The sequence below is a fragment of the Bartonella grahamii subsp. shimonis genome, assembly GCF_036327415.1.
Lineage (GTDB): Bacteria > Pseudomonadota > Alphaproteobacteria > Rhizobiales > Rhizobiaceae > Bartonella > Bartonella shimonis.
In genome coordinates, this window is record NZ_CP123961.1 from 893,422 (window position 1) to 905,533 (window position 12,112).

The 12,112-nt window shown below is 37.0% G+C and carries 9 protein-coding genes; 6 read left to right on the plus strand and 3 right to left on the minus strand.

The window, feature by feature from the left end:
• Positions 1-10: 10 nt before the first annotated feature.
• Together pgl and edd are read left to right on the plus strand one after the other, a co-directional pair.
• Positions 11-763, plus strand: a complete 753-nt coding sequence (gene pgl, locus QHG57_RS04000) for a 6-phosphogluconolactonase (RefSeq protein WP_330169523.1) — start codon at positions 11-13, stop codon at positions 761-763.
• Positions 764-819: 56 nt separating this feature from the next.
• Positions 820-2,643, plus strand: coding sequence for a phosphogluconate dehydratase (gene edd, locus QHG57_RS04005; protein ID WP_330169524.1), 1,824 nt, complete (start codon positions 820-822; stop codon positions 2,641-2,643).
• A gap of 66 nt (positions 2,644-2,709) precedes the next feature.
• Here the strand turns inward: edd and folD are convergent, their stop codons facing one another.
• Positions 2,710-3,609 (minus strand): bifunctional methylenetetrahydrofolate dehydrogenase/methenyltetrahydrofolate cyclohydrolase FolD, encoded by a 900-nt coding sequence (gene folD / locus QHG57_RS04010; protein ID WP_330169525.1) that lies wholly within the window; start codon positions 3,607-3,609, stop codon positions 2,710-2,712.
• Between the two features lie 313 nt (positions 3,610-3,922).
• Between folD and QHG57_RS04015 the strand changes: the two genes are divergently transcribed.
• Complete coding sequence (locus QHG57_RS04015) at positions 3,923-5,824, plus strand: AsmA family protein (RefSeq protein ID WP_330169526.1); 1,902 nt, start codon at positions 3,923-3,925, stop codon at positions 5,822-5,824.
• 313 nt (positions 5,825-6,137) lie between these two features.
• Here QHG57_RS04015 and QHG57_RS04020 read toward each other — a convergent pair whose 3' ends face one another.
• Complete coding sequence (locus QHG57_RS04020; protein ID WP_012754785.1) at positions 6,138-6,281, minus strand: hypothetical protein; 144 nt, start codon at positions 6,279-6,281, stop codon at positions 6,138-6,140.
• 232 nt (positions 6,282-6,513) lie between these two features.
• Here QHG57_RS04020 and QHG57_RS04025 point away from each other — a divergent pair, with 232 nt between their 5' ends.
• From QHG57_RS04025 to QHG57_RS04035, 3 genes are all read left to right on the plus strand, one after another.
• On the plus strand, positions 6,514-7,257 hold the full coding sequence (locus tag QHG57_RS04025; protein ID WP_330167180.1) for a 16S rRNA (uracil(1498)-N(3))-methyltransferase: 744 nt from the start codon (positions 6,514-6,516) through the stop codon (positions 7,255-7,257).
• Between the two features lie 71 nt (positions 7,258-7,328).
• A complete protein-coding gene (locus QHG57_RS04030) occupies positions 7,329-8,702 on the plus strand; it encodes a glutamate--cysteine ligase (RefSeq protein ID WP_330169527.1) in 1,374 nt (457 codons plus the stop codon).
• 976 nt (positions 8,703-9,678) lie between these two features.
• Positions 9,679-11,034: an L-cystine transporter gene (locus QHG57_RS04035; protein ID WP_330167182.1), complete on the plus strand. Its 1,356-nt coding sequence runs from the start codon at positions 9,679-9,681 to the stop codon at positions 11,032-11,034.
• A 7-nt stretch (positions 11,035-11,041) separates the two neighbouring features.
• On the opposite strand, the gene QHG57_RS04040 is transcribed toward QHG57_RS04035, so the two are convergent.
• A complete protein-coding gene (locus QHG57_RS04040) occupies positions 11,042-11,920 on the minus strand; it encodes a class I SAM-dependent methyltransferase (protein ID WP_330167183.1) in 879 nt (292 codons plus the stop codon).
• Between the last annotated feature and the right edge of the window lie 192 nt (positions 11,921-12,112).

Below are 12,112 nucleotides of genomic sequence, written 5' to 3' on the forward strand. Positions count from 1 at the left end.
AGCAATAAGTATGTATAGAATGAATATTGACCGTTTAGATTTTGAAACCCCTCAGACTTTAGCCTTGGCATTAGCAGATCGAGTAGCCGCAGAGCTTAGTGTATCTGTTCTTGAGCGCAAGAGAGCAGTTTTAGCGGTGTCTGGTGGTAAAACACCAGAATTGTTTTTTCATTATTTGTCAAAAGCGGATATTGATTGGCAAAATATCATTATCACTTTGATCGATGAACGTTTTGTCCCTACACACGATGAACGTTCAAATGAACATATAGTACGGTGTCATTTGTTACAAAATTTTGCCGCAAAAGCGCGTTTTGTAGGGCTTTATCATAAAGCAATTACTGCTGAACTTGCTGCTTTTTCAGCGGCGAGTCGTATTAATACTTTGCCTAAACCCTTTGATGTTGTTGTTTTAGGAATGGGGGTTGATGGACATACGGCTTCTTTTTTTCCTGATGCTGATCGTTTAAAGCAAGCGCTTGATCTGCGAACACAAGCACTTGTTTTACCCCTTCATGCTAAGAGTGCTGTTGAGCCAAGACTCTCACTAACTTTGCCAGTTATTATGCAGTCTCGTTGTATTATTCTCCATATCGAAGGTTTTCAGAAACGCGATTGTTTTGAAAAAGCTTGTCAAGATGGATCTGAAATCGAAATGCCTATTCGGGCAATTTTACGTAATTCCCCTCATCTTGTGCAGGTTTATTGGTCGCCTGCAGAAAATGAAATAAGTGAATCAGAATATGAGAGACAAGGTGAATAAAAACGTAATCTCCCTCAATGAATGATGGGAAGCAACAATGAAAGGGGGAGGGGAATATGGCACTTTCCAAGACAATTTCCACAGTTACAAGAAGGATTTATGAACGTTCTCGATCAACACGAGAAATTTACTTAGATCGTATTGCGAAAGCACAAGCTCATCGCCCAAAACGGAGTTTTTTAGGATGTGCCAATCAGGCGCATGGTTTTGCTGCTTGTGGTGCAATAGATAAAGAGCGTTTGAAGGAAAATATTGTTGGGAATATTGGCATTATCACGGCATATAACGATTTACTTTCAGCTCATCAACCTTTTGAAAAATTTCCGCACTTAATTAAAGAGGCGGCCCGTATGGTTGGTGGTGTTGCACAGGTTGCCGGTGGTGTTCCCGCGATGTGTGATGGTGTTACGCAGGGAAATGCGGGGATGGAGCTTTCCCTTTTTTCGCGTGAAGTAATTGCAATGGCGACAGCTATAAGCTTATCACACGATGTTTTTGATGCAGCATTGTATCTTGGGGTGTGTGATAAAATTGTACCAGGTTTATTGATTGGTGCACTAACATTTGGTCATTTACCAGGAATTTTTATACCAGCTGGTCCCATGACAAGTGGTCAAGGTAATGATGAAAAAGTGAAGATACGTCAACTTTACGCGGAAAATAAAATAGATCGCCAAACACTTCTGGCATCAGAATCACGTTCTTATCATGGACCAGGAACATGTACATTTTATGGAACAGCTAACTCAAATCAGGTGATACTGGAGATGATGGGGCTTCATATGCCTGGAGCTTCTTTTATTAATGCGAATACACCGTTGCGTGATGCTTTAACAAAAGAAGCTACGAAACGTGTACTTGAAATGACAGATCTTGGTGATCATTATAGTCCACTTGGTATGATCATTGATGAACGTTCTTTTGTGAATGCCATTGTAGGATTAAATGCAACAGGAGGCTCTACCAATCATACGATTCATTTGATTGCTATGGCTGCTGCTTGCGGTATTAAATTGACATGGCATGATATTGCAGAAATTTCAAGCCATGTGCCTCTTTTAGCGCGCATTTATCCTAACGGTTTAGCGGATATCAATCATTTTTATGCTGCTGGGGGGATGGGATTTATTATTCGCGAGCTTATTGAAGCAGGTTTAGTACATGAAGATGTTTCAACGGTTTTTGGTAAAGATCTCAATGCTTATGCCATTGAAGCAAAGCTTTCTGCTGATGGTCATGTGGTGCGTGAAGCGGCTCTCAAGGAAAGTGGTGATCATAAGGTGTTAGCAGGGTGGAGAAAGCCATTTCAGCTTGATGGTGGTCTTCGTGTTTTATCGGGAGATTTGGGAACAGCTATTATAAAAGTTTCCTCTGTTAAATCAGAGTATTGGCAGATTAAAGCACCAGTCTTTGTTTTTAATGATCAAGAAGAACTACAAAAATCTTTTAAATCTGGAGTGTTACACGATAAAGATTTTATCGCTGTCATTCGCTATCAAGGACCAAAAGCTAATGGTATGCCAGAGCTTCATAAATTAACGACCATTTTAGGCGTTTTACAAGATCGCGGTCAAAAGGTAGCATTGATAACCGATGGGCGTATGTCAGGGGCGTCAGGAAAAATTCCTGCTGCCATCCATGTGACACCAGAAGCAGTGGATAATGGCCCCATTGCACGTTTGCAGGATGGTGATATTGTTTTTCTTGATGCTCATGAGGGTAAATTAACTCTTTTAGAGGATTTAGCAAAATTTAACGCGCGAAAAATCATATCTCCTGATCTTTCAAAAAACGAACATGGTGTTGGACGCGAACTTTTTCATGTTTTTCGTCAATCCGTTAATTGTGCAGATCAAGGGGCATCTGTTTTTATGGCATGAAAAATGCAAAAATAAACAAGCTGAATCATGTGCAATGAAACCATATACAAGGAATTGTTACAATTCTTAGAATTTTGGTATAGGCAGATTGTGTGATCGCGCGGCAGCTTTGAGGGTATTAACCATAAGCATGGCAATTGTCATTGGTCCAACGCCTCCTGGAACAGGGGTGATCGCAGCGGCTTTTTCTTTTACGTTTTCAAAATCGACATCACCAACAAGACGTGTTTCGCCTACACCTTTTTCTGGTGCAGCAACGCGGTTAATACCGACATCAATAACAATTGCACCATTTTTTATCCAGTCTTTTTTAATCATTTGTGGGCGGCCTACAGCTGCTACTAGAATATCAGCGCTTCGACACACATCATCAAGGTCACGGGTACGACTATGGGCAATTGTCACAGTGGCATTGGCTGCTGTTAAAAGGGCAGCCATAGGTTTTCCAACAATATTAGAGCGTCCAACAACGACAGCATCAAGTCCAGATAAATCTTGCCCACAGTGTTGTTCAATCATCATCATAGCACCAGCTGGTGTGCAGGGAATAATTGCATCTTCAAGTGCATTTGCCGTGAGTTTTCCTACATTAATATAATGGAAACCATCAACATCTTTTTGGAAAGAAACGGCTTGTGTTATGCGATTTGTATTCATATGAGCAGGGAGAGGTAGCTGTACCAAAATACCATGAATTTTGGGATCGGAATTTAATGTTGCAATAAGTTGAAGGAGCTCTTTTTCTTGCGTTTCTTTGGAAACAACGTGTTTGATTGAAAGAAACCCACATTCTTCAGCCTTTTTATTTTTTGAGGTGACATATATTTGACTTGCGGGATCATCTCCAACGATAATAACAGCGATACCAGGTTGTATATTATAGTGATGGCGGAGCTTTGTTGTTTCAGCCTTAACTTTCGCAATAATCTCTTCAGCAAGTTTTTTTCCGTCGATAATATTATTCATTCAGAGATCCTTTCGGTAAGGCTATTTGTTTTTTTGTAAAGCATTTTCTAATAATACGATAGAGTTTTATAGCAATATTCATATGAGAACAGTAAGAATGGTTTGATAATGTTGTGGATTTATAGTTTTGAAGACTTTTAAATAATTGCTTTATAAAGAAGCAACAACATTGCTGTTTGAATAAATTTTGGATAAAGAACAAAAATAATGAAGATACAAAGTGGATATAGTGAATTATAGGATTATCAAAACTTTTTATGATCATTTAAGTTTGTTTTAATCTGTTATAGGGGGATAAGTGTAGAGGGATATTGTGCGCATCAGAATAATAAAATTTTTGAGCGGAATTTTTATAACAATTATCTTTTTATTTGGAGTGGGGATTCTCGTTTTACCTTATCTTATCTCTACAGATGCGATTCGTATTCGTTTAGCGCAGGATTTGAGTGCATGGACCGGTTACAATGTGCAATTGCGTGATCCACCGCGGTTACATCTTTTTCCTTATCCTAAAGCATTTCTTTCTGGCGTTACTTTAACATCAAAAATGGATGATGTTGCGCCATTAATGGAAGCTGAATCAATAGAAGTTGATCTTTCTGTCGTCGATCTTCTTTGGGGACATGTTTCTTTTTCAGAGACGCGGATTATGCGTCCTCAATTTGTTATGGGAAAGCCTGTTAAAACAATAGCTGATTTTTTTGATCGGTTTTCTCGTTCACAAGGTGCATTAGGGTTAGCTATACGCAATGCGCGTGAAATATTAAAACATAATCCTGAACATCCAGAGATAGAGCACCTTTTAAAACAACCTTTTGGGCGGGTTGTTATTAAAAATGGTGCTCTTGTGTATCACGATAGTCTTTCAGGGATCGCAGAAAAAATAACAGGATTAAATGCGACTTTAGATTGGCCGGAATCGATTCAGGAAGTACGGTTACGTGCAGATGCGCGTTGGCGCGGAGAATTTACAAAATTATCAATTGATGCTTCTCAAGCATTGCTGCTTCTGGCAGGAGGCAAAAGCCATATTAGGGCAAGTCTTAACTCTGTGCGTGGGGGAATAACTTTTACAGGAAAGGTTCGGTTATCTGAATATTATATTTTTGATGGAAAGGTATCGATGCGTTCTCCGGGATGGAATCAGACATTGTCTTGGGTTGGTGGGAATCAGTTTTGGGGACATAAATTAAAAATACCCATTGTATGGGAATCTTATTTTCTAGCGCAACCAATGCATATCCAAATGGACAATGTTACATTTGCGATGGGGAAAACCAATGCGCGAGGAGCTTTAAAATTCGATTTTCAAGATTATGTACCAAATGTCATGGGCTCTTTAGCCTTTGATAACCTAGACCTTAGCCTCTTGGGCTCGATGTTTTTTTCAGGTAACTCGATGTTTTTTTCAGGTAAAAAGAAAAATGCCTTCTTTGATATGAAAATTTTTGATCGTATTGGAGTGGATATACGACTTTCTGCATCACAAGCTAAAATAGAAAATATTTCACTCACAAATTTAGCTGCTGCAATACAAATAAGAAATGGACATGGTATTTTTGATCTTGGACATGCAAATATTTTTGGTGGATCTGTGCAAAGTAATATTGAAGTTACGTCAGCTGGACAGAAAGCGCATATTGGAGGAAATATTTCAGGTGCTTCTATTGATATGCGGGAGATTTTAGAAACCTTGGGATTTATTCCATTTCTACAAAGCAAAACGAATTTCACTGCAACGGTACAAACACTTGCTGATTCTTGGCCAGAAATTTTTACGAAAATGCAGGGTGAATTAACACTGAAGATGTCTTCTGGTCGGCTCTTAGGGTATGATTTGAATGAATTACAAACAAGGCTTTTAAATAAACAACAATTTCTTTTAATGAAGAATGATACTTTTTCAACAACATTTGATCACTGGGATATTCAGACAAGCTTTTCAGAAGGTATGATGAAGGTGACAGAGTCATTAATGCATACAGCAGATTTGAGCTTATCTATTCAAGGAACTGTTGCAACTTCTACTGCGCAAGGGAAGCAGAATGAATTGATATTACAGGCACAACTACGTAAAAATTATAGATCAGAAACTTTATGTAAAGATGTCCAATGTCTTGCTAATAGCCTTACATGGCCTTTTAGATTTTCTCTAAGCTCTAAAGGACAAAATCATGGTAATTTTTGGGTTACAAAAGACATTGACGCAGATTGAGTATTATTTTTCATCTGTGTAACACTCTACCTTATAATAGTAATTCGTCTTTTTTGCAACTTAGAATTGTCTTTTAAATTTAAATCAGAGCTCCTACTATCGGAAGCTTCTCTCATTTTAAATCCGTTCGTGATGAAGCAATAAAAATCGTCTTCTCCGTCATAAATGTGGTTGATATAGATTAATGATTGAAAAGAGTAATAAAAATCCCTCTTATGAAATCTTTCAAATACAAGAGATTCATAATATCGGTGCAAATCTTATAAAAGTTGCTAAAAAACATTAAAATTTTAAGGGGGATGTCGGCCAGTGCTTATTGAATCCCAGAAGAAATACCATAGCCATCTTTGGTAATTGTATGCTTCCCGTCTGCTCCAACAGAACCAATACCCACTGTAATCAAAATAAAGGCTAAGAGGGTTGTAATCGTAATAATTGTAGCTTTTTTAGCAGACATATTTTTCCTCCACGGATGCATCAATGACTGAATGCAAAAATGAATGGTGCATTATTTAAACTTTTATGAAAGTAGAATCATTTAAAGATCTATAAGTTCCTATTATTATCTCATAAAGATAAAAAAACTCTATAATTCTTTAATATATTATAGTTCTATAGATATAATTTTTTCTTTGCTATATATTTTCTTTATTTTCTCGATGGCAATAGTGAGTATTGGCAAAATTTTTATGCGCATAAATTATAAACTTAAAAGATTATTTATCCGACAGACATTGGCTTTGAATGAAGAAATAAAGATAGAAGGGGCACAAGCTTCTTATCTTGTGCATGTTTTGCGTATGAAAGAAGGAGCAGAGATTTTACTTTTTAATGGACAGGATGGTGAGTGGCTTGCTAAACTCATCATTGTTAAGAAAAAATTTGTTGTGGTTCAGCTTATCCATCAAGAAAGATTACAAACGACGCATTCCAATCTTATTTATTGCTTTGCTCCACTCAAAAACGCGCGGTTAGATTATATGGTACAGAAAGCTGTTGAAATGGGGGTATCGATTTTGCAGCCTGTTATAACGGATCATACGCAGGTTACGCGTATCAATATGGCGCGTATGGAAGCCAATGTTATTGAAGCTTCTGAACAGTGTGGCATTTTATCTCTCCCTGAATGCGTATCTGCTCTATCATTAGCAGAACTTTTAGCACGGTGGGATGAAACACAGCCTTTATTCTTTTGTGATGAAGAGCATAAATTGCATAATCCATTACCTTCTTTTAAAAAGCGTGACGTTACAACACCTGGTATTCTTATTGGACCGGAAGGTGGCTTTAGTGAAGAAGAACGGAGCTTTTTAAAAGAACATCCTTTTGTGGTCCCAATATCATTAGGTCCGCGTATTCTACGCGCTGACACTGCCGCTGTTGCTGCTTTGGCTCTTCTTAATGCTACCGTGGGGGATTGGGCCCTGGATTGAGAAATCTGTAAAATCACTCTAAACAATTCATTTAAGATGATGATGATACCAATGATAGGATACGATAAGTTATGGCGCTTGATATAACTGATGAAAGTGAAATTTATAACTTAGATTCCTTGGTTAGCTATTTCCAAGGGGGGTATAAAGCAGAAGATGATTGGCGTATCGGTACAGAACATGAAAAGTTTCCGTTTTATAGAGATGGTTTTCACCCAGTTCCTTATGAAGGAGAGAGGGGAATCCGAGCGCTTTTAGAGAGGATGCAAAGCGCTTTAGGATGGAAACCTATTTTAGATGAAGAGAATATTATTGGGCTCGTAGGATCAGTTGATCAGGGAGCCATTTCTTTGGAACCTGGGGGACAATTTGAATTATCTGGTGCACCATTAAAAACAGTCGGTCATACATATCACGAGTTGATGGAGCATTTAACTCTTCTCAAGAAAATTGCAGAACCATTGGGTATTGGTTTTTTGGGAATGGGAGCTAGTCCAAAGTGGACTTTAGCTGAAACGCCGCGAATGCCTAAATCACGTTATCAGATTATGACTGATTATATGCCTAAAGTGGGGCATGATGGTCTTAATATGATGTATCGCACATCAACAGTTCAGGTTAATCTTGATTTCTCATCTGAAAGTGATATGCGGCGAAAAATGCAAGTATCTATGAAGTTACAGCCCATTGCAACAGCATTATTTGCAAGTTCACCTTTTACAGAAGGACACCCAAATGGCTTTTTGTCGTGGCGTTCTGAAATTTGGCGTAATACTGATAATCAGAGGACAGGCGTTCTTCCCTTTATATTTTCTGAGCGTTTTGGTTTTGCTGATTATGTTGAATGGGCCCTTGATGTTCCAATGTATTTTGTTGTGCGTGATGGTCGTTATTATGATTGTACACATATAACATTTCGTCAGTTTATGAATGGAGCATTAAAAGGACAAGTTGCAAATTCAATTCCAAACATGGGAGATTGGATTAATCACTTATCAACATTATTTCCTGAAGTCCGCTTAAAAAGATTTTTAGAAATGAGAGGAGCTGATTGCGGTTCTTGGAAGCGCATTTGTGCGTTGTCGGCTTTTTGGGTTGGGCTTCTTTATGATAGGGAAGCACTTAATGAGGCAGAGGCTTTGACAAAAGATTGGTGTTTTGAAGAAGTTTTAGATATGCGCCAACGTGTTCCTAAAGGAGGGTTAAGAACTCCTTTCCGTCAAACTATTCTTTTAGAGTTAGCACGCCAAGCTCTTGCTATTGCCCGCAAAGGCTTAAAAAATCGCAAACAGTATGATATGAATGGTTTTGATGAAACAAATTTTCTTAATCCTTTAGAAGAGGTTGTTGCAATGGGACAAACAGATGCTGAAAAATTTTTGTCCCATTACTATTCTATTTGGAATGAGTCTGTAGAACCTTTATTTTTAGAATGTGCCTATTAAATTTGAAGCAAAGATACTTCCTACTTTTTAAAAAATGCATATCACCGTGGTGGCTGATTCACTCATTTGCTCTAGAGAGTATATCCTACCTTCCTTTTAACATCTCTCATAAAGCACACAATACAAAAGTCTTTTGGACAAAAGCCTTTTGGGTAGTGTGATTTTTATACCCAATAATATCACGATATTTCCGTAATCTTAATGTTGTACCTTTGTTGCTAAAGATAGTTCATAAGAGATATACGATGCTTATATGAAAGAGCATTTTATTATACAAAAATTACGATATCAATACTTTCAGTAAGCTAAAAAGACAGTAGGAAAATACCGATAGATCTATGTATGTATAACTCGAATTTATTTTTATATAAAAGAAATATATTATGTAGATAGATAGAAATAGAGATTATAATATATAGAATTAATGTGTTAATTACATCATTAAATATTAATAAATAAAAGCTTTCATTGAGAGCAAAGAAAGAACGTATAAAAGGTATTTTCAATAAAATAATTATATTTGAAGTGCTGATCAAAACTGTTGAGAGGGCAGTTCATAAAATTAGCAAAAGTAGCTTGTTGGCGTATTTTCTAGAAAAATCATGAATGTTTGATTGTTAATTCATTCTTGCCTGGAAAGCTCGCTTCAGTTCAAATAACAAAAGAGAGTGGTAAGAGCATTTATAGGATAAGATATGCTGGAATTATTCAGTATTAAGATGCAATGAATGTTGTTTATATTTCTCTTTTTTAACTATTTTATGAGAGCGTAAATTTAAAGAATAGAAAAATAATTTTATTTATTTTCTTTAAACAGTTATTAGTAGATAAAAAATTCTCTTTTAATCTATAAATTAAAAAATAATGATTTTGTAAAAGCCTTGTAAGCTTTATGTTAATTTTAAATATCATGCATTGATTTTGTATTATGCAGATTATTGACCTCAATCATAACAATGGTAAGTGAGCATAGACAATGACATTTAATTTTTTCGTCAATTTATTTCTATTTGTTATTTTTTTATTGTTGGTTTCTCAAAGTAAGAGAATGCAATGGAGTCTTTCACTACGTGTTATGTTAGGGCTTATCCTTGGCTTGATTTTTGGAAGTGTTTTGCAGTTTATTTATGGAGAGGGTGAAAGCACTTTATTGAAATCCGTTGAATGGTTTAACATTGTCGGTGAGGGCTATATCTTATTGTTGCAAATGATTGTTATGCCACTAGTTTTTATCTCTATCGTTTCAGCAGTTGCTCATTTACATTCTGTTTATGCTGTTGGAAAGATGAGTATAATAGCAATTTCAATATTGCTCTTTACAACGGCTCTTTCAGCGTTGGTTGGCGTTTTGGTAGTGAATGCCTTTGGTTTAACTGCAAATGGTTTGGTACATGAAGGGCAAAATGTTTCTGCTGTTCTTGGAGATCGTATTTCTCAACTTGGAGATATGAATATACCAAAGATGATTTTATCTTTGATTCCTAAAAACCCCTTTGCTGAGTTAAGTGGAGTTAAGCGTACATCAATTATCAGTGTTGTTATTTTTGCGTCATTTTTAGGTGCATCGGTTCTTCTTTTAAAGAAAGATGAGCCAGAAAAAGGAGAAAAAGCGCTTTTATTTATTCAAGTGGGACAAGCTTGGATTCTGCGGTTAGTCCGTATTGTGATTGCTTTGACACCTTATGGTATTTTTGCACTTATGACGAAAGTAGGAGCAATATCGCGTATTGCAGATATTTTAAATTTACTGGTTTTTATCATTGCTTCTTATGTCGGTATTATTTTAATTTTTGGAATTCATGGTGTATTGCTTGGTATTTCTGGGGTGAATCCCCTTCGTTTTTTCAAAAAGGTTTTACCGGTTTTAACGTTTGCTTTTAGCAGTCGTTCAAGTGCTGCAAGTATTCCTTTGAATATTGAAGCGCAAACACAGTGGATAGGTGTACCACAACCCATTGCGAGTTTTGCAGCTTCTTTTGGGGCAACAATTGGACAAAATGGTTGTGCTGGTCTTTATCCAGCGATGCTTGCGACCATGATTGCACCGACCGTGGGGATTAATCCTCTTGATCCTACTTGGATTGCCACGCTTGTTGGGGTTGTGACGTTGAGTTCTATTGGTGTTGCTGGTGTAGGGGGAGGCGCTATTTTTGCTGCATTGATTGTGTTACCAATTATGGGGCTTCCTGTTACTTTGGTTGCTGTACTTATCTCTATTGAACCGCTAATTGATATGGGACGCACCGCTCTAAACGTGAGCGATTCAATGATAGCTGGAACGATCACCAGCCAAATGTTACAGGCAACAGATAAAAGTGTTTTAAAAAAATGATTTTAGGTTATGTTTTTTGAGGTTGCAAAACATCTGTAAGAGACATTTGCGCTGAACCAGGTTGTAAGGGTTTTTGTTGATTGGGATGAGGAGCCCAACCAGAAAGCCAGATGAAAGAAAAATGTGCACGAATACGTCCATCAGGATCACTAAATCGTTGTGCATAGATTTCAGCTGCGCGGAGAAAAAAACGTTTGGATACAGGGCGTCGTGAACGATTGATGAGTGCATTTTGCATTCCCATAGCTTTAAGATCGTGCATAAGGTCAAACATTGTATTATAACGTATTGTGATATCTTCAACGTCTACTACAGGCAGAGCAAAGCCAACATGCTGTAAAAGAGTGCCTGCATCATGAATGTCGGCAAAAGGATAGATTCTAGGGCTTGCTCCACCATAAATTTCACTTTCAGCTTGCAGCAGACTTTCGCGCAATTCTCTTAATGTACCAGCTCCTGTCATAACAGCAAGAAATAAGCCATCTGGTTTAAGGGTGTTTTTTATCTGGCTTAGAACACCAGGGGTATCATTGGTCAATTGTAATGAAAGAAGTGAAACAATAAGGTCACAGTAACTTTGAGGTAAATCAAGAAATTCTCGATGACGTAAATAAAATTTTTTATCATGGCTTTGATAAAGCGGATCGGTCTCAATACGTTCTATGGAACAAACTTTTCCAGATTTCATTAAAGCTTGCGCAGCAAGGTCTGTATGGCTGTGTAAATCGAGAGCTAATGTAAAGAGGCGATCAACAGTGCTAAGACGTTTATAGAGATCTTCTGCCATGTGAGAGAGTAAAAAGTCATATCCTTTTTTTGCTTTTTGAAAGGCACGTTTTCGGAATTGTTCAATGCGGTTATGATCAAAAATTAAAGGATGCGACATATTGTGGGACACTTTCGATCTATAAAAGAATATATTTTGAAAAGGTTCATTATTTGTGCAAGCTCTGTCAAGTTTATAATATGAAAGAAAAATAAATTTATAGAAGGTAAGAATTTTTAAAGGAATTAAAATTATAGATTGAGAAAATACAAAGGAACTTTTGTTCTGAGGGAAACTTGTAAAAGCCTAAAT

Bases quoted from the DNA above. Each gene is read 5' to 3' on its own strand.
- folD (WP_330169525.1), bottom strand. From the start codon at position 3,609: ATGAATAATATTATCGACGGAAAAAAACTTGCTGAAGAGATTATTGCG.
- QHG57_RS04030 (WP_330169527.1), top strand. From the start codon at position 7,329: ATGGCGCTTGATATAACTGATGAAAGTGAAATTTATAACTTAGATTCC.
- QHG57_RS04025 (WP_330167180.1), top strand. From the start codon at position 6,514: ATGCGCATAAATTATAAACTTAAAAGATTATTTATCCGACAGACATTG.
- pgl (WP_330169523.1), top strand. From the start codon at position 11: ATGTATAGAATGAATATTGACCGTTTAGATTTTGAAACCCCTCAGACT.
- QHG57_RS04020 (WP_012754785.1), bottom strand. From the start codon at position 6,281: ATGTCTGCTAAAAAAGCTACAATTATTACGATTACAACCCTCTTAGCC.
- QHG57_RS04040 (WP_330167183.1), bottom strand. From the start codon at position 11,920: ATGTCGCATCCTTTAATTTTTGATCATAACCGCATTGAACAATTCCGA.
- QHG57_RS04035 (WP_330167182.1), top strand. From the start codon at position 9,679: ATGACATTTAATTTTTTCGTCAATTTATTTCTATTTGTTATTTTTTTA.
- edd (WP_330169524.1), top strand. From the start codon at position 820: ATGGCACTTTCCAAGACAATTTCCACAGTTACAAGAAGGATTTATGAA.